Here is a 17389-nt window from a genome sequence, read left to right on the forward strand (position 1 = left end):
CCGCTGTAAAAGCGGAACCAATATCAGCCGTTACCCAAATAACGGATATGTACTCGGTCTGATCCAACATCCTGGTCGGCCCTGAGGCAGCCATCGGGAGCAAGCCCCCTCCCACATGTGGAGCACATGCGGCTCAGAACGCCAGCTTGTACCCCACCGCCATCAACATGACCGCCAGGCACGGGCGTAAGACGCTGTCGGAGATCTTGCCGGTCATATGGCTGCCGAAGTAGATCCCCGGCAACGAGCCCATCAGCAAGAAGCCCAGCAGATGCCAGTCCATATTGCCCATGCTCGCGTGGCCCAGGCCCGCCACCAGGGTCAGGGGCACGGCATGGGCAATTTCGGTGCCCACCAGACGGCGCGTGGCCAGGAACGGATACAGGATAAACAGCGCCACCGTGCCGAGGGCCCCGGCGCCAATGGACGTCAGGGCTACCATGGTGCCGAGGACCGCGCCGGTCAACACGGTCAGGGCGTTCAGGTTGCGCGGGCGCATGTGGTAGTCATCACCGGCATGTCGCTGAGCAAAGGCCAACAGGCTTTTCTTGAACAGGATCGCCAATGCGGTCAGCAACAGCACAAAGCCCAGCGCCTGCTTGATCACCGCATTCATCGCGCTGGGGTCGGTGTGCAGGCTGGCCAGGAACCATAACGTCAAAAGCACCGCCGGCACACTGCCCAAGGTCAGCCAGCCAGTGATGGTCCAGTCGATGTTGCGGTTCTTGCTGTGCACCAGCACACCACCGGACTTGGTGATGGCGGCATACAGCAAGTCAGTCCCCACCGCGGTGGCCGGGTTGATGCCGAACCACAACAGGATCGGCGTCATCAGGGAGCCTCCACCGACACCGGTCATGCCGACGATAAAACCAACGATCAGGCCGGCAACCACGAAACCAATATTACCCACATCCATTACAGCTACCTGCGGCCTTATAAATTTCTGGGCGCAGGATAGCGATTTTTCTTATAACCACTTATATCAATATGATCTGACTTTATGCCTTTTCTGCCAGACGATGGCAGACATAGGGCTGAATCTGATACCGGAACGCTACAGTGTCACGCCCACGCAGCGCTGTGTGTGTGTCGATCAACTCGCACAATGGCTCGGTCGCCGTGGCATTTTGCGCGGCTGGTAGCGCCGCGATGAAGCTTACCGACAGGAAGCGATCCATGATCACTTCCTGGGGTTGCCACATGCTGATACGCAAAACAGCTCATTTCAGTTGCGGAAAAGTACTCACCCGTGAAGGCTTCGCGCCAACGCCCTGTATGAAAACGCGGCGTGTCGCCTCATAGGGCGGGTGCGGGCGCACAGTGTGCGCCCTCTGAAGTTTATTTTCTAACCGGTGCATCCAATCGGGCGTGTCGCGTGTAGTCCTTGCAGTCACCCCGCTGTTTTACTCAAATGGAGCACTACCCATGAACGCTAAAACACTGTTCTGCTTCGCGGCTGCACTCACCGCCGCGCCTGCGGTTTTCGCCCAGACCGGCTTGCCTGAAAGTATCAAGGTGCCCGACGGGCACAAGATTACGATGGAAACCACCGGGGTCGGCGAAATCACCTACGAATGCCGTGACAAAGCCAACGCCGTCGGCCAGACCGAGTGGTTCTTTGTCGGCCCCAAAGCCGTGTTGAATGACCGCAGCGGCAAGCCGGTGGGCAGCTACTTCGGCCCGCCCGCCACCTGGCAAGCCCAGGACGGCTCGAAAATCACCGGTACCCAACTGGCGGTAGCACCTTCAAGTGCAGGCAACCTGCCCTATCAACTGGTCAAGGCCAACCCGGCTGAAGGTAAAGGTGCCATGAGCGGGGTGAGTTACATCCAGCGGGTCGCCCTCAAAGGCGGTGTGGCGCCTAGCAGCGAATGCACGGTGGCGAACAAAGGCCAGCAGGCTGTGGTGAAGTATCAGGCCGACTACATCTTCTGGGCGGCCAACTGAGCAAACTCGGCTACGCTGTCTGTGGCGAGTGCGCTCGCCACAGGACTCAGCCATTTTAAGGATGCAGTGTTTGTTTGATTATCAAGCCTGCCTGGCGGCATGTGCCCGTGGCGACCAACGCGCCTTGCGCCAACTCTATGCCGAGGACAGCAGCCGCTTGCTCGGCGTGGCGTTGCGCATTGTGCGTGACAAAGCCCTGGCCGAAGATGTCGTGCATGACGCGTTTATCAAGGTCTGGCGCGGCGCTGGCAGTTTCGACCCAAGCCGCGGTTCGGCACGGGGCTGGGTGTTCAGCATCACCCGGCACCTGGCGCTCAATGCCGTGCGCAATCACTACCGGGAAGTGGCATTGAGCGATGAACACGAGCAGCTCGCCGCCGCCAATGACAGCTTTGAATTCAGCGCCCGAGAAGGCCAGGTGTACAACTGCCTGGAACAACTCGACCCGACCCGTCGCACGTGCATTCTTCACGCCTATGTCGACGGTTATTCCCACAGCGAAATCGCCCGGAAACTGGACACGCCCCTGGGCACCGTCAAAGCCTGGATCAAACGGAGCCTCGTCGCGCTGCGCGAGTGCATGGCATGAGCAACCCACTGGATGAACTCGCCAGCGAATACGTGCTGGGCACCCTGCCCGCCAACCAACGCGCCGAGGTCGAGCAACGCTTGAAACATGACAGCGAGCTGCGTGCGGCGGTGGATGCCTGGGAGCAGCGTCTGCTCCCACTGACCGCCTTGGCCGAGCCCGTGCCGCCGTCCGCACAGCTGTGGCGGCGCATTGAACACAGCACGGCAAACCAGGATGCCGGCGTGCCTTGGTGGAACCTGCTGTCGCTCTGGCGTGGATTGGCTGGCGCAGGTTTGGTGACCACACTGGTGTTGGCCGCACTGTTGCTGACCCGCCCGCCCGTAGCCGACTCGACGTTTGTGGTGGTGTTGGTTGCGCCACAGAGCCAGACACCCGGCTGGGTGATCCAGGCCAGCCATGACCAACAGATCCAACTGATTCCGCTAGGCGTAATGGAAGTACCGAACGACAAAGCCCTGCAGTTCTGGACCAAAGGCGATGGCTGGCAGGCTCCGGTGTCGTTGGGGCTGGTCAAGCCAGGGCAAACGCTCTCGGTACCGCTGGACAAGCTGCCACCGCTTGCGCCCAACCAGCTGTTCGAGCTGACCCTGGAAGACCCGCGTGGCTCGCCGACCGGTAAACCGACCGGGCCGATCCAGGCCATCGGCCGCGCGGTCAAAGTGCTCTGATCAGCTTGCGCTGGGCAACCACACCCGAAACCGCGCGCCTCCCAGAGGCGAGGCCAGGGCTGTCAAGGTGCCGCCCTGGGCCTCCAGGGCACGTCGGCTGATCGCCAGGCCCAGGCCGAAGCCGCCGGTGGCACGGTCGCGGCTGCGGTCCAGGCGGTAGAACGGTTCGAAGATGCGCTCGCGCTGGTCCATCGGTATGCCGATGCCGTCGTCGTCCACCCAGATTTCGCAGCCGTTGGGACACACCTTGACCCCCACCTGAATGCGTTTGTCGCAATAGCGCGTCGCGTTGCGCAGCAGGTTCTGCAAGGCGCGGGCGGTAAGGCGCGGGTCGAGGCTGAAGCGCTCCACGGTGCAGTCGAGCGCCACGTCGATGACAATCTCGGGGTTTTCCAGCTCGTCGTCGACGCTGCCCAGCACGCTGTCGATAAACTCGTCGAGCGCCACCTCGACCCGTTCGGGCAATTGCGCAGGATTTTGCAGGCGGCTGTAGGACAGCAATTCCAGCACCAGTTCATCCAGCTCGCGAATATGCGCCACCAGGCTTTGCAGACGCTCGCGACTGGCCTGGGGCAAGTCTTCGGAGAGCGCCAGCGCCAGGCCGAAATCCAGGCGGGTGAGCGGTGTGCGCAGTTCATGGGAGACCGCATTGAGCAAGTCGCGCTGCTGGTTCAGCAGGTGCTCGATATCGTCGGCCATGGTGTCGAACACCGTCGCCAGGCTGCCGATGCTGGAGCTGGGCGGAAGGCGCGTGCGCTCTCCAAGGTGGCCCTTGCCCAACAGCGCGGCGGTGCTTTTGAGGCGCTCCAGGTCACGCCAGTGCGGGCGCAGCCACACCAGCAGGCACGCCAGCAGCGCCGCGCCGATCAGCACGTTCATCGACCAGTACAGCAGGTTCATGTCCAGCGGGTCCGGCGGAATGGTCAGCTTGACCGCGAACTGCTGGTTGATCGGCGAGCTGATTTCTTCCATCCAGCCCCACTCGCCCAGGCGGATCACCGACTTGCCTTGCTCCAGCAGTTGTTCTTCCTGCGGCGTATAGCGAGCGTCCTGACGCAGCAACAGTTCAACCTTCAATGGCGCAAAATCGCGACTCAACTGGTCGGTCACCTGGGACCAGTGCTCCACCGGTGCGCGCTGGTATTGCTTGACCATCAGCTTTTGCAGGCCACGGGACTGTTCGATGTTGTAGTCCATGTAGCGGTGTTCGAACAGTTGGATCACCAGCTTGGGAATCAGAAAGATGGCTGCACTGTAGGTGACGATAGTGATCAGGTAGAGGCGTAGCAGTACACGGAACATGGTTCAGCATTCCCACTCGGAGCGGCTGAACAGATAACCCTTGCCCCACACGGTCTTGATCTTGCGCGCCTCGCCGGCGTGGTCGTCGAACTTGCGCCGCAACTTGGAAATGGCCACGTCCACCGAGCGATCGGTACCGTTGAACTCGATGCCGCGAAGGCGTTGCAGGATCTGGTCGCGGCTGAGCACTTCACCGGCGTGGCGCGCCAGTACCACCAGCAGGTTGTATTCGCCGCTGGACAGCTCCACCGCCTGCTCGCGCCAGGTGACGGTGCGTTCCGACAAGTCGATGCACAGGTTGCCCATGATGATCCGGTCGTTGGCCACCTGGGGCTCGGACAGACTGCTACGGCGCAGCAGCGTGCGCACCCGGGCCAGCAGCACGCGCGGCTCGCAGGGTTTGGTCACATAATCGTCGGCCCCCATTTCCAGGCCCAGCACCTGGTCGTGGCTGTCGTCGCGGGCGGTCAGCATCAGGATCGGCAGGCCCGCCGAGTCGGCGCGCAGCAGGCGGCAGACTTGCAGGCCGTCGAGGCCCGGCAACATCAGGTCGAGGATCACCAGGTCCGGCGGGTTGAGACGCGCACGTTCGCGTACGTGGTCGCCGCGGCTGAGCACACTGACGTGATAGCCATTGCGTTCCAGGTAGCTGGCGATCAGCTCGGAGAGTGCGGCGTCGTCTTCGACCAGAAGGATGTTGGGCATAGGGTGTTTCCAGAAAATACACTGATAAGTCGTACACAAATCCCATGTGGGAAGGGGCTTGCTCCCTCCCACATTTGATCTTCATTGTAAGCAAGGTTGTGCAAGGATATACGCCCCCGACGCCACGCGCGCCGTACCTTACACTTCTTCACACACGACCTACACAGCTTCACAGCACCACGGCGCAGGTGACTTTAGGATGCGCCAGTCAATATTGGGATAAGAGCATGTCGAAGAATCTATTTGCGCCGTTTTGCCTGTTGGCCCTCACACTGGCGCTGAGCGCGTGTGGTCAGTCTGCAGACGAGGCGCCGGAAATGCCCCTGGCCAAAGTGCGCATCGAAACCCTGCAGGCCAAGCCCCTGTCCATTACCAGCGAACTGAGCGGGCGTATCGCCGCGCCGCGCATTGCCGAAGTGCGTGCCCGAGTGGCCGGTGTGGTCATGCAGCGTGTGTTCAAGGAAGGTCACGATGTGAAACAGGGCGACGTGCTGTTCCGCATCGACCCGGCGCCCTTCAAGGCTGACCTGGACAGCGCCCAGGCCAACCTGAGCAAGGCCGAAGCCAATGCGTTCCAGGCCCGCCTGCAAGAGCAGCGCTACAGCCAGTTGGTTGAAGGCAATGCCATCAGCGGCCAGGAATACGACAACGCCCGCGCCGCCCTGCGCCAGACCAACGCAGAGGTTGCTGCGCAAAAGGCTGCCGTCGAGCGCGCCAGGCTGAACCTGGGCTATGCCACCGTGACCGCGCCGATTTCCGGGCGCATCGGCCGTGCCCTGGTGACCGAAGGCGCGCTGGTCGGCCAGAACGAAGCCACGCCGCTGGCGATCATCCAGCAACTGGACCCGATCCACGCCGACCTCACCCAGTCCACCCGTGAGTTGAACGACCTGCGCCGCGCCTTTCGTGCCGGCAGCTTGAAGCAGGTCGGCCAGGACCAGGCCAAGGCCACCCTGATCCAGGACGACGGCAGCCTGTACCCGTTGCCGGGCAAACTGCTGTTCGCCGAGATCAGCGTTGACCCGGGCACCGGGCAAATCACGCTGCGCAGCGAGTTCCCCAACCCGGATCTGGACCTGTTACCCGGCAGTTTCGTACGGGTGCGCCTGGAGCAGGCCGTGGACAAGCAAGGCATCAGCGTGCCGCAACGTGCCATCACCCGTGACAGCGCCGGCATCCCGATGGTGTTGCTGCTGGACGCCGAGCAGACCGTCAGCCAGCAGCCGGTGGAATTGGGCGCGGTGATCGAAGATCGCTGGATTGTCAGCAGCGGCCTCAAGCCAGGCGATCGCATTATCGTCGAGGGCCTGCAACATGCACGCCCCGGCGAAAAAGTTGAAGTGGACGACAGCCCGCTCGTAAAGGAATAACCCGTCATGCCGCAGTTCTTTATTGACCGCCCGATTTTCGCCTGGGTGGTGGCCCTGTTTATCCTGCTGGCCGGCTTCCTGGCCATCCCGCAGTTGCCGGTGGCCCAGTACCCCAACGTCGCGCCACCGAAGGTGGAAATCTACGCGGTGTACCCGGGTGCCTCTGCCCAGACCCTGGACGAAAGCGTGGTCAGCCTGATTGAGCAGGAGCTCAACGGCGCTGATCACCTGCTGTATTTCGAATCCCAGAGCAGCCTGGGCTCGGCGACGATCACCGCGACCTTCCAGCCGGGCACCGACCCGGAAATGGCCCAGGTGGATGTGCAGAACCGCCTCAAGGTCGTCGAGCCGCGCCTGCCCCAGGCCGTGACCCAGCAAGGCTTGCAGGTGGAAAAGGTCTCCGCCGGCTTCCTGCTGCTGGTGACCCTGACCTCCAACGACGGCAAGCTCGACGACGTTGCGCTCAGCGACTACCTGGCGCGCAACGTGATGAACGAGCTCAAGCGCCTGGACGGCGTCGGCAAGGCCCAGTTGTATGGCGCCGAGCGGGCGATGCGTATCTGGATCGACCCCCAGAAGCTGATCGGTTTCAACCTCACGCCGGCGGACGTCAACGCTGCAATCAGTGCGCAGAACGCCCAGGTCTCGGCAGGCAGCATTGGTGACTTGCCGGGCACCAACACCCAGGAAATCACTGCGGCGATCCTGGTCAAGGGGCAATTGTCGACCCCGGCGGAGTTCGCCGACATTGTCCTCAAGGCCAACCCCGACGGCTCCACCGTGCGCATCGGCGATGTGGCGCGCGTGGAAGTCGGCAGCCAGGAATACCAGTTCTCCACCCGTCTGAACGGCAAGCCGTCCACCGCCGTCAGCGTGCAGCTGTCGCCGGGCGCCAACGCGCTGAGCACCGCAACCCTGGTGCGGGCGAAGATGGATGAACTGTCGCGCTACTTCCCGGCCAATGTGGAATACAAGATCCCCTACGACACCTCGCCGTTCGTCAAGGTCTCGATCACCAAGGTGGTCTACACCTTGCTTGAGGCCATGGCGCTGGTGTTTGCGGTGATGTTCCTGTTCCTGCAGAACGTGCGCTACACCCTGATCCCCACGCTGGTGGTGCCGATTGCGCTGATGGGCACCTTTGCCACCATGTTGCTGCTGGGCTTCTCGATCAACGTACTGACCATGTTCGGCATGGTGCTGGCCATCGGCATCCTGGTGGACGATGCCATCGTGGTAGTGGAAAACGTCGAACGCATCATGGCCACCGAGGGCTTGTCACCCAAGGACGCGACGAAAAAAGCCATGGGCCAGATCACCGGTGCCATCGTCGGTATCACCCTAGTGCTGGTGGCGGTGTTCCTGCCGATGGCGTTCATGCCCGGTTCTGTGGGGGTGATCTACCAGCAGTTCTCGCTGTCGATGGCCACCTCGATCCTGTTCTCGGCGTTCCTGGCCCTGACCTTGACGCCGGCCCTGTGCGCCACCTTGCTCAAGCCGATTGCCAAGGGCGAGCACCATGCCAAGGGTGGCTTCTTCGGCTGGTTCAACCGACGCTTCGAGCAACTCACCGACCGTTATGAAGGCTGGGTGGCCTATGCCCTCAAGCGCAGCGGCCGCTACCTGCTGATCTACCTGGTATTGCTGGTGGGCATGGGGCTGTTGTTCAGCCGCCTGCCCTCCTCGTTCCTGCCGGTGGAAGATCAGGGCTACACCATCACCGATATCCAGCTGCCGCCGGGTGCCAGCAAGAACCGCACGGTGCAGGTGGCCGAACAGATCGAAGCGCACAACGCAGGCGAGCCTGGGGTGGGCGACACCACCATGATCATGGGCTTCAGTTTCTCCGGTTCCGGACAGAACGCGGCGCTGGCATTTACCACGCTCAAGGACTGGTCGGAACGCGGCAGTGATGATTCGGCAGCGTCGATTGCCGACCGCGCCAACATGGCCTTCAGCGAACTCAAGGATGCGATTGCCTATGCCGTCCTGCCACCGCCGGTAGACGGCCTCGGCACCTCCAGTGGTTTCGAGTTCCGCCTGCAGGACCGTGGCGGCGTTGGCCACGCCGGGTTGATGGCTGCGCGTACCGAACTGCTGGACGCTGCGGCAAAAAGCCCGATCCTGGCCAACGTGCGCGAAAGCGCCCTGGCCGAAGCCCCGCAAGTGCAACTGGAAGTCGACCGCAAGCAAGCCAATGCCTTGGGCGTGTCGTTTGCCGACGTCGGCAATGTGCTCTCCTCGGCGATTGGTTCGGCGTATATCAATGACTTCCCCAACCAGGGCCGTATGCAGCGGGTGGTGGTGCAGGCCGAAGGCGACCAGCGCAGCCAGGTGGCCGACCTGATGAAGATCAACGTGCGCAACAACGCCGGCAAGATGGTGCCGCTGTCGGCCTTTGTCGAAGCCAAGTGGACCCAGGGCCCGACGCAGTTGACCCGCTACAACGGCTACCCAGCCATCGCCATCAGCGGTGAAGCGGCGCCGGGGCACAGCACCGGCGAGGCCATGGAAGAAATCCAGCGCCTGGTCAGCCAGTTGCCCGCCGGGCTGGGCCAGGAATGGACCGGGTTGTCCTTGCAGGAGCGCTTGTCCGGCTCCCAGGCACCGTTGCTGTTGGGCCTGTCCTTGCTGATCGTGTTCCTGTGCCTGGCCGCGCTGTATGAAAGCTGGTCGATCCCGACCTCGGTGTTGCTGGTGGTGCCGCTGGGCGTACTGGGAGCGGTGCTGGCGGTGTCCTTGCGCGGGATGCCCAACGACGTGTTCTTCAAGGTCGGCCTGATCACCATCATCGGCCTGTCGGCGAAAAACGCGATCCTGATCATCGAGTTCGCCAAGGACCTGTATGACCAGGGCGAGGACTTGATCGACGCCACCTTGAAGGCGGCGCGGTTGCGACTGCGACCGATCATCATGACCTCGCTGGCGTTTATCCTCGGCGTGGTGCCGCTGGCAATTGCCACCGGGGCCAGTTCGGCCAGCCAGCAGGCAATTGGTACCGGTGTGATTGGCGGGATGATCACGGCGACCTTGGCGGTGGTGTTTGTGCCGGTGTTCTTTGTGGTGGTGATGAAGCTGGTGCGCAAGCGCCACAAAGCGCAATAATCCCGCCGCACGCGATAAAAAATGTGGGAGGGGGCTTGCTCCCGATTGCAATGTGTCAGCCAGCCTATTTGGCACTGATACACCGCAATCGGGAGCAAGCCCCCTCCCACAGGATCAGGTACAGTCTGCTCAACTATCGCCAGCTGTGACCAACCATGTCCTTCCTCGCCCGCACCCACCCTCGCCTCTCGTCCGCCGCCGTACTGGGCCTTGCCGTGGGCATTCTGGTACCGGCTGACACCCTTGCCAGCAAAATCCTGATCGGCTGGAACGCCGGGGTCTGGACCTACCTGATACTGATGCTGTGGTTGACCATTCGCGCCAAGGCCGAAGACGTCAAGCGCATCGCCGAAATCGAAGACGAGAACGCCGGCCTGGTGCTGTTCATGGTGTGCATTGCCGCCATCGCCAGCCTGGCGACCATCACCTTCGAACTGGTGGGCAGCAAGGACCTGGCTGCTTCCGAGCGCCTGCTGCACTACGGTTTTACCGGGCTGACGGTGATCGGCTCGTGGCTATTGATCGGGGTGATTTTCAGCGTGCACTACGCCAGGCTCTATTACACTTGGCCAGGCAAGGAGCCCGCCCTACGTTTTGCCGAAGGCTTGCTCACGCCCAACTATTGGGACTTCCTGTACTTTTCCTTCACCATCGGCGTAGCGGTACAAACCTCGGATGTGGGCGTCGCCACCCGTGGCCTGCGCAAGGTGGTGCTGGGGCAGTCGTTGATCGGTTTTTTGTTCAACACTGCTATTCTGGGCTTTTCGATCAACATCGCCGCCGGGTTGTTTGGCTAGACTGCACAAACCTTCTAGACGCCCACCCCGGTGTTGCCGCTAATAGCCCTTCACTTTCCGCCTCGGTGTTGTATGCCTGCGCACAATTGGATCGACTTGTCCCAGGACGCCGACACCGGTATCGAGACCCTGCGCGCGCATTTCGAAGGCCATGCGTATGACCCCCATTGGCACGACAGCTACCTGGTGGGCGTCACCGAACAAGGCGTGCAGCAATTCAACTGCCGGCGCATGCGCCATGACAGCGTGCCGGGGCAGGTATTCCTGCTGGAGCCTGGGGAACTCCACGACGGCAATGCCCCGACGGTCGACGGCTTCACTTACCGCATGCTCTACCTTGACCCGCAGTGGCTGGAACGGGAAATCGCCAGTGTCTTCGAGGAAGCACCCGCCCATCATCAGTTGAGTTTCGCCCGCACCTTGGCCAGCGATCCACGCCTGGCCCTGGCCACCAGTCAGGCGTTTGAGAGTTTGCACCACGGCGAACTGCGGATCGTGCGGCAGAGCGCGCTGGACTACTTGCTGGAACGCCTCACCGGCCAGCTCTATTGGCGCATGCGCTACCGCGATGACCCACGTTTGCCGCAGGTGGCGCACAAGGCCCGGGAATACCTGCACGCCCATCTGCATCAGGACGTCGGCATGGATGAACTCGGGCTGGCCTGCGGCGTCGACCGCTTTCGCCTGAGCCGCGCGTTCAAGAGCGCCTTCGGCCTGCCGCCCCACGCGTATCTGGTGCAACTGCGCCTGGCCCGTGCCCGGTATCTATTGGCCAAGGGCGATCAACCGGCAGACGTGGCGATGGCCCTGGGTTTCGCCGATCAAAGTCATTTGGGCCGCTGGTTCATGCGGGCTTATGGGCTGACACCGGCCGCGTACCGCAAACGCTGCACAAATCTTCCAGACCGGTAACGCCCGGGCTTGTGAAGATGGGCGCTCTAAATGAGCTCGCCGGAGTCCCCCGTCATGCTGTCCACGTTCGTGCCTTTCATGCTGTTCGCCTTTGTCGCCTCCATCACCCCCGGCCCGACCAATATCCTGGTGCTGAGCAACAGCGCCCGTTACGGCTTCAAGGCTGCATTGCCCATTATTCTGGGGGCTGGTGTGGGGGCGTCGGGGATTGTGCTGCTGGTGGGTTCCGGTGTGGGCCAGTCGCTGGCGCAGATGCCCAGAGTGCAAACGGCGATGCAGTGGGTCGGCATGGCCTGGCTAAGTTACCTGGCCTGGCAGATCTTCAGCGCACCGCCACATGTCATAGGGGAGCAATCTGCGCACAGGCGACTCGGCCTGTTCGGCTCAGCGTGCTTGCAGCTGATAAACCCCAAGACCTGGATGATGGCACTCGCTGTGGTCAGCGTATTTGCCGGCAACGGTGCAGAGCAGCAAAAACGGGTAATGTCTTTGTCGCTGATATTTTTTTTGATATCGCTGCCTTGCCTCAGCGCCTGGGCAGTCTTGGGGGCAGGCTCTAATCGATGGCTGGCGTCCCCCCATGCGCAGCGACGTTTCAATCAATGCATGGCGTTGTTGCTCATGAGTTCAACCTGGATAAGTACGATCATGTGAGATTCTTCGGTAGGGGATCTAAACAGAGTTAAATTTCCAGACTGTCATTCTTAACAGTAGACACGCCCGTCAATAAGCATCTAATACATCGTACGCCCAAGCAAGCCGGGCGCCAGAGAGCCACACGCAGCAAGATTTGTATACTGTTAGTTTTGACAGTTTACGGCGTCGATGCACTGCTGTTACATGAACAAGGCAGAGCCCCACCGACCTCTGTTACTCGCACAATCATCAGCGATGGAGAAGCGATCATGACCGTACTAGCGCAACCGTTAACCTTGGCGCAACAAAAGGCATTACGTCCCAAACGAATTACTGCGACTGGCCTCTTCGAGGCGAAGGTCGATTTATCCCCCATCGAATTTCAAACCACCACCGTGGTGCACGACTTCGAACAAGCTGTCTATAGAATCAATGGCCGACACGCCGATAACTCAGTGACCATAAAAGAAATATTCATTCAGATACCCGATAACGTTCGGGTAGGCCAGGAGATCGACCTCGCAAAACAAGAGTTCACGAATGTTAAGGTCTGGTATTCAGTAAAGTTACCCCAGGATCATTATACAGTGAGCGCCATTGAGGGTACTTTGATCATTCGGGGACTCGCGGCCGGCGTCATTAAAATCAGAGGTACGCTGCATGCTACAACCGATCATGATGTTAACGGGCATGCGCACGTCCTGGACGTCGACTTCGACCTGACCAGTTGATGTTATTCGCAAAAAAAAGCGCCCGCATCTTTCGATACGGGCGTTGTTGTGTGTTACGTCTTTACCAGGTGTAACGCACCCCTACGTTAGCGCCCCAAGGCTGTTCAACCCGGCCGCCGCTGCTGTGCTCAAGGTCGGCATGCAGCTGCAGGTTCTGCGAGAGCTTCACCGCCATACCCGCCCCGAATTCGGCGCGAGAACCAGAGAGGTCGTTGTTGAACACATTGTTGTTCACCGAGACCTTATTGTTGTTGGCAAACTCATGCACCATCGCTGCGCGCAGATAAGGCTGCACGACACTGCCGGAGTCGAGTTGTATATCCCGCCCGACGGTCGCGCCGGCCTTGGCCATGATCGACCGCGTACGCTCACCCTTGGCTTCCAAGCCATTATCCAGGCTGTAATTGGCACCCTGGATCACCACCGTAGACATTTGCGCGTAAGGTTCGATAAAGAACCCGTCGTCCAGCTTGATGTTACGACCGAACTCAGCCGACAGGCCGCCACCGGTATTGTTGTACTTGCCCTTGGATGAGGTGCCGTCACTCAGGCCCACCTTGGACTCATTCTGGAAGCGGTTAACCTTGGCCACCGCATCGAAATACAGGCCGCTCTCCTCGTCCAGCCAGGTCGCATACGCACCCAGGTAGTAACTCTTCACGTTCCCCGAGGTACCGCGCTTGAGGTTCAGGTCAGAGGTGCTGTGACCGGCCATTACGCCCACCAGCCACTGGCTGTCGGCCAAGGGTGTGTCTGCACCGAGGGTAAAGCCCCGCTGATTCTGGCTGTAGCCAATCCCGGTGCTGTCGGACACTTCGTACTTGTTGCCATAACCGCGTATCCACACGCCCGCCTGTCCAGGCTCGAAACGCAGCTCGCCCATACGCGAACGCAGGGATGTCGCCTCGCCGTACCACACGGTCGGTGCGGTGTTGAACAGCGCCAATACCGAGCGGGTACCGGGGCTGATCACACGGTTGTTCGGGTCGAGGAACCAGTCGGTACCTTCCTTTTTCAGGCCATAGGAATAAGCGCCGACATCAACTACATCGCCCACCAGGGAAAACTGTGCATCACCGCCGCCGGTGTGAACGACGCGGATATCTTGCGGGTTGGTCGGTTCCGCACCGCTGGCTGCGAGCAACAGCTTGTGGTCGCCTTTGGCCTCGCCCTCGACGTTCAAGAAGTCCGTAATGCCACGGGCGAAATCGGTCCCCATGACGAAGGTGCCATTACCCTCAAGGCTGTCTACGTCCAACTGGTAGAACGCATCGGTATCACCGAACTTCACCGTACCGCCGGCGAGGCTCAAGGCGCCCACTTGGCTGTCGCCTGTCAACGCCCAATAAGACTGATCACCGACAGCTAGACTGGTGACATTCTGCAGTTGGCCCGTCAGCCCGGCACGGTTTTGCAAGCTCAAATGCGCCGTGCTGCCGTCCTCGACGATAACGTTGCCACGTAGGTCGCTGTTATCGACATTCATGCTCGCTACGGCGCCGCCGTTGACCTCCAGCAATGAGCCGTTACCGCCGATCAAGGTCGAGCCGTTGCGTATATCGATCTCAACGGCCATGGCCTCGCCGGGAAAACCATTGACGGCAATGGCGGCACCGCTGCGGCCTTCGACGCTGGAGTTATCCAATACCAACTTGCCCGTATTCGCGCTGTTGAGGTCATTGGTGAACACCACGCCGTTCTTGCCACCGATAATCCTGCTTTTTTGGCTGGCAGTTGCCGTTGCACCATCGAGCGACACGCCAAAACTATCGACGCCGGTACCTTCGACCAACGTGTGGTCGTTAAAGTGCAGCTCGCTGTTGCCAGTCGCCACTGCGCCACCGATGTGACCACGGATGGTGCTATTGAATACTTCGGCTACCCCGCCCTTGTCAGAGTCGTGACTCTGGAACGCTTGCAGACCCATGGTGGTATGGCTGGTGATGTTGCTGCCGTTAATAAGCGCATCGCTGTCATCCAGACGCACCGCACCAAACACTGCGTGGCTTGAATCAACGGTGGCGCCGTCGAGGCTCACTAAAGAGCCTTGGGTGGCTCGGATGTCATTGATGCGGCTGCCCGCATTGACAATCAGTGCCGAATCGTTGACCAGGATATGTTGGGCCCGAGCACCATTGACGGTCAGTTCAGATCTGAAATCCAACTGCCAGTCATTATTGAGTTCGTTGCTTTCAATGGTTTTTGACTCACCAATCAGGTGGCCTGCCTGGGCGGTGGAATGCACAGCCGCAAACATCAAAAAAGTAATAGTTGGAACTTTCATCATCTTGCTCAAAGGCTTGAGCTCGAATTCAGTTAACAGTCGCATGTGAGTTCATCCTCTGGGTGGAGCCTTCGAAACGGTTTGGCTCGTTCCCTGGGAATGAAGCCTTACCGGTGCGGCGCAGAGGTTACGCAGCGAACATACCCATGGCTGTAGGATTTATCTTAGATGGATGTAGCGATTGATATTTTAGAGTGTTGGAAAAACATACTTAACAAAGAAGCTGAAGGTCTTTCCGACAAGGAGCAATACATAACTGTCAGACACACAAAAGGGAAGCCGTGCTTCCCTTTTGTATTTAACGTTTTTCATTGAGTTCAAGGTCTTACGATAGTTACCCCATCACAGTATGTCTCAGGGTTGGAAAATACCGTGTACACCTCAGCCAATTCACTGTTACCGGTAGCCCCAGTGTTGACGATCGTTGAGTAGGTCACCTCGCAAGGGCCAAGCACGGACTGGGTCAGGAATGGACGATAAGGGATTTCAACGACAAATCCATTGTCCTTATCCCCTTGGCTCAACGATGGGTGGGTAAAGGTCTGCGTGAATGGACCCGGTGGAAAGCCAAATGCTTCACTGAAGATCGTAACGGTTACCGTCACGCTATTACCTACCTCCAACCTCGGATCGCCTGGAATGAAGAGCTCGGCGTAAAGCGTCGGTGGTGCTCCGGGCGCGCGGGTTCGCAGCGATTGGCAACTCCACTCGTCGTTGGCGTCAAGGTGTAAGAACTCAGCAGGCGGCAGTACGACCCTCACTGCATCGATCACGTCGACCATGGTAACGCCCGACGGGTTTTCATTCGTGGTGCCGGGGCCAATGACCACATAGCTGACGGGCTGCAGCTCATTGCCGTGGCGGGCAACGACCTCCCAAGGAATGGTGAACGTCGCGTCATCTCCGGGCACTGTCGTGCTGAGGGGGAAAGGCCCTACTCGCTCTTTCGTAGCCCCCCACAACAGGACAAACTCGTTATTCGCATGGGGCAGCGCTGCAATGGTCCAGAGCGGGATCACAATGGTGACGGGTTGATTCGCATCGCCAATGCGCAGGGTGTTCAGCTCCGGAGTGGGCCCCCCGCCGAACACCTGCGCCAGGTTCAGCGCTGGGTTTACATCGCCGGGTTCAAGAGTGCCGGGAAGAACAGGCCCCTCCACCGACAGGTCAAGCCGCACCGTTTTATCAGGAGAAGGGAAAAACACGCCATTTCGTTCGATACGGTAGCGCAGGGTCACCGTCTGCGGCCCCAGCGTTGCGGTATATGCGTCTTTAATCGCATCATTCATATTGCTGAAGACCACCGGAAAATCAACCAGCTCAGCGGTTTGCGGCCCAAAGGGCTGTGCTTCCCATTGCATCTCGAACTTGTCCAGGCCAGTGGCGTGGTCAGGATAATCTTCAACGTGGGCTTCAATCCCCTGACGATAATCCTGAATATCGAGAAGATCATCCGTGCTGCCGGCACGTGGTGCCGGCGCCAAGGGCAGGAACGGCTCCAAAGGCTGCGGATCGTCCAACAACGAGACTGTTCGAAAATCATTGAACGAGGGACGGCTGACGTTACCTGCCCGGTCAGTGATGGTGTAGAAAATATAATATAGCCCGCTCAGGATAATCAGGTTCCTGGCCAGGAAAAAAGTGCTTACATCAGGGGATGGCAACATAGGCACACCTGAGCCACTCACCAGATACTCGGGGCGCGGGTCCATCACCGGGCTGAAGTACACGTTAATCATATCCCCCGCTTCGAATCGCCCAGTCTGTGGACCAAAGTCATTCGGGGGGATCTGAATCTCCACGCCGCCTTGATCGATCAGGAAGGCATCGTTAATGACCGTGCCCGGCGGCACATTTGCGAAGACTGGAACAAGCGGCTGCTCGCGTGAAGTCGCTACGGCATAGGGTGCAATGGTATCAACCCGAAAAGCACCCGGGTTGGAGGAGTCAAGGGAGGGGCCTGGTATGCCGGCCTGATTACGGTATTGAGTATTCCTGAGCTCGTAGTAGCCATGTGGAAATTCAGGTACCCGCGCGGGAATAAACCTGCTGATTATCGGAGGAACGGGCGTCTGGTTGATTTGATAAGGCGCCACCAAGGTGGTCCAGGTAGGCGGGCTCACAGTGATATCCCGGATTTCAACGCCCATCCAGTCCGTGCCCCTTGATGCTGTCCCGGTCCGTAACTGAACGTTAATGCCAACACGGGCGACGACCGCCGGGATAAGGCCAGTCGCATCATCCAACGCCTCGTCAATCGTGGGTGCATTGAGAACCAAAGGCGCTGGCGTCGTAGTCGAACCACGTTTTCTACTCATTTCAGTCTCTCCTTGCTGC

The 17389-nt window shown here is 59.9% G+C and carries 14 protein-coding genes and 1 pseudogene; 9 read left to right on the forward strand and 6 right to left on the reverse strand.

Features of this window, described 5'->3' with window-relative positions:
- Positions 1-133: 133 nt before the first annotated feature.
- Positions 134-919 carry a sulfite exporter TauE/SafE family protein gene (locus E4O97_RS18650; protein WP_216091519.1) on the reverse strand — a complete coding sequence of 262 codons (786 nt, stop codon included), beginning with the start codon at positions 917-919 and terminating at the stop codon, positions 134-136.
- An 82-nt stretch (positions 920-1001) separates the two neighbouring features.
- Positions 1002-1307, reverse strand: a pseudogene (locus E4O97_RS18655) (SAM-dependent methyltransferase); the annotation flags it as partial.
- A 121-nt stretch (positions 1308-1428) separates the two neighbouring features.
- Here E4O97_RS18655 and E4O97_RS18660 point away from each other — a divergent pair.
- The 3 genes from E4O97_RS18660 to E4O97_RS18670 all read left to right on the forward strand — a co-directional run bounded on the left by E4O97_RS18660 (position 1429) and on the right by E4O97_RS18670 (position 3210).
- Positions 1429-1950, forward strand: coding sequence for a DUF3455 domain-containing protein (locus E4O97_RS18660; protein WP_103734302.1), 522 nt, complete (start codon positions 1429-1431; stop codon positions 1948-1950).
- 61 nt (positions 1951-2011) lie between these two features.
- Positions 2012-2539, forward strand: a complete 528-nt coding sequence (locus tag E4O97_RS18665; RefSeq protein ID WP_248161921.1) for a sigma-70 family RNA polymerase sigma factor — start codon at positions 2012-2014, stop codon at positions 2537-2539.
- Entirely contained in the window at positions 2536-3210 is a 675-nt protein-coding gene (locus E4O97_RS18670; RefSeq protein WP_078821477.1) for an anti-sigma factor, read from the forward strand. The genes E4O97_RS18665 and E4O97_RS18670 overlap by 4 nt, the downstream gene beginning before the upstream one ends.
- Here E4O97_RS18670 and E4O97_RS18675 read toward each other — a convergent pair whose 3' ends face one another.
- Together E4O97_RS18675 and E4O97_RS18680 are read right to left on the reverse strand one after the other, a co-directional pair.
- Positions 3211-4512 (reverse strand): ATP-binding protein, encoded by a 1302-nt coding sequence (locus tag E4O97_RS18675; protein WP_078821478.1) that lies wholly within the window; start codon positions 4510-4512, stop codon positions 3211-3213.
- Positions 4513-4515: 3 nt separating this feature from the next.
- Positions 4516-5217: a response regulator transcription factor gene (locus tag E4O97_RS18680; RefSeq protein WP_005788610.1), complete on the reverse strand. Its 702-nt coding sequence runs from the start codon at positions 5215-5217 to the stop codon at positions 4516-4518.
- 227 nt (positions 5218-5444) lie between these two features.
- On the opposite strand from E4O97_RS18680, the gene E4O97_RS18685 reads away from it, so the two are divergent.
- The 6 genes from E4O97_RS18685 to E4O97_RS18710 all read left to right on the forward strand — a co-directional run bounded on the left by E4O97_RS18685 (position 5445) and on the right by E4O97_RS18710 (position 12768).
- On the forward strand, positions 5445-6587 hold the full coding sequence (locus tag E4O97_RS18685; protein ID WP_248092306.1) for an efflux RND transporter periplasmic adaptor subunit: 1143 nt from the start codon (positions 5445-5447) through the stop codon (positions 6585-6587).
- Between the two features lie 6 nt (positions 6588-6593).
- Complete coding sequence (locus E4O97_RS18690; RefSeq protein ID WP_248161923.1) at positions 6594-9692, forward strand: efflux RND transporter permease subunit; 3099 nt, start codon at positions 6594-6596, stop codon at positions 9690-9692.
- Between the two features lie 155 nt (positions 9693-9847).
- Complete coding sequence (locus E4O97_RS18695; RefSeq protein WP_078821481.1) at positions 9848-10489, forward strand: DUF1345 domain-containing protein; 642 nt, start codon at positions 9848-9850, stop codon at positions 10487-10489.
- Between the two features lie 72 nt (positions 10490-10561).
- Positions 10562-11401: an AraC family transcriptional regulator gene (locus tag E4O97_RS18700; RefSeq protein WP_032875816.1), complete on the forward strand. Its 840-nt coding sequence runs from the start codon at positions 10562-10564 to the stop codon at positions 11399-11401.
- A gap of 54 nt (positions 11402-11455) precedes the next feature.
- Positions 11456-12055 carry a LysE family translocator gene (locus tag E4O97_RS18705; RefSeq protein ID WP_148853729.1) on the forward strand — a complete coding sequence of 200 codons (600 nt, stop codon included), beginning with the start codon at positions 11456-11458 and terminating at the stop codon, positions 12053-12055.
- Between the two features lie 251 nt (positions 12056-12306).
- Entirely contained in the window at positions 12307-12768 is a 462-nt protein-coding gene (locus tag E4O97_RS18710) for a hypothetical protein (protein ID WP_032875821.1), read from the forward strand.
- Between the two features lie 61 nt (positions 12769-12829).
- On the opposite strand, the gene E4O97_RS18715 is transcribed toward E4O97_RS18710, so the two are convergent.
- Both E4O97_RS18715 and E4O97_RS18720 read right to left on the reverse strand, forming a co-directional pair.
- The gene (locus E4O97_RS18715; protein ID WP_248161925.1) at positions 12830-15097 is read right to left on the reverse strand and encodes an autotransporter outer membrane beta-barrel domain-containing protein; all 2268 of its coding nucleotides are present in this window, start codon (positions 15095-15097) and stop codon (positions 12830-12832) included.
- 272 nt (positions 15098-15369) lie between these two features.
- On the reverse strand, positions 15370-17370 hold the full coding sequence (locus E4O97_RS18720) for a hypothetical protein (protein ID WP_248132151.1): 2001 nt from the start codon (positions 17368-17370) through the stop codon (positions 15370-15372).
- Between the last annotated feature and the right edge of the window lie 19 nt (positions 17371-17389).

Source organism: Pseudomonas sp. W15Feb34, from assembly GCF_023127765.1.
In the GTDB taxonomy this organism is placed as follows: domain Bacteria; phylum Pseudomonadota; class Gammaproteobacteria; order Pseudomonadales; family Pseudomonadaceae; genus Aquipseudomonas; species Aquipseudomonas synxantha_A.

Excerpts from the sequence above, each read along its gene's own strand:
- E4O97_RS18650 (WP_216091519.1), bottom strand. The coding sequence starts at position 919 with ATGGATGTGGGTAATATTGGTTTCGTGGTTGCCGGCCTGATCGTTGGT.
- E4O97_RS18660 (WP_103734302.1), top strand. The coding sequence starts at position 1,429 with ATGAACGCTAAAACACTGTTCTGCTTCGCGGCTGCACTCACCGCCGCG.
- E4O97_RS18665 (WP_248161921.1), top strand. The coding sequence starts at position 2,012 with ATGCAGTGTTTGTTTGATTATCAAGCCTGCCTGGCGGCATGTGCCCGT.
- E4O97_RS18670 (WP_078821477.1), top strand. The coding sequence starts at position 2,536 with ATGAGCAACCCACTGGATGAACTCGCCAGCGAATACGTGCTGGGCACC.
- E4O97_RS18675 (WP_078821478.1), bottom strand. The coding sequence starts at position 4,512 with ATGTTCCGTGTACTGCTACGCCTCTACCTGATCACTATCGTCACCTAC.
- E4O97_RS18680 (WP_005788610.1), bottom strand. The coding sequence starts at position 5,217 with ATGCCCAACATCCTTCTGGTCGAAGACGACGCCGCACTCTCCGAGCTG.
- E4O97_RS18685 (WP_248092306.1), top strand. The coding sequence starts at position 5,445 with ATGTCGAAGAATCTATTTGCGCCGTTTTGCCTGTTGGCCCTCACACTG.
- E4O97_RS18690 (WP_248161923.1), top strand. The coding sequence starts at position 6,594 with ATGCCGCAGTTCTTTATTGACCGCCCGATTTTCGCCTGGGTGGTGGCC.
- E4O97_RS18695 (WP_078821481.1), top strand. The coding sequence starts at position 9,848 with ATGTCCTTCCTCGCCCGCACCCACCCTCGCCTCTCGTCCGCCGCCGTA.
- E4O97_RS18700 (WP_032875816.1), top strand. The coding sequence starts at position 10,562 with ATGCCTGCGCACAATTGGATCGACTTGTCCCAGGACGCCGACACCGGT.
- E4O97_RS18705 (WP_148853729.1), top strand. The coding sequence starts at position 11,456 with ATGCTGTCCACGTTCGTGCCTTTCATGCTGTTCGCCTTTGTCGCCTCC.
- E4O97_RS18710 (WP_032875821.1), top strand. The coding sequence starts at position 12,307 with ATGACCGTACTAGCGCAACCGTTAACCTTGGCGCAACAAAAGGCATTA.
- E4O97_RS18715 (WP_248161925.1), bottom strand. The coding sequence starts at position 15,097 with ATGCGACTGTTAACTGAATTCGAGCTCAAGCCTTTGAGCAAGATGATG.
- E4O97_RS18720 (WP_248132151.1), bottom strand. The coding sequence starts at position 17,370 with ATGAGTAGAAAACGTGGTTCGACTACGACGCCAGCGCCTTTGGTTCTC.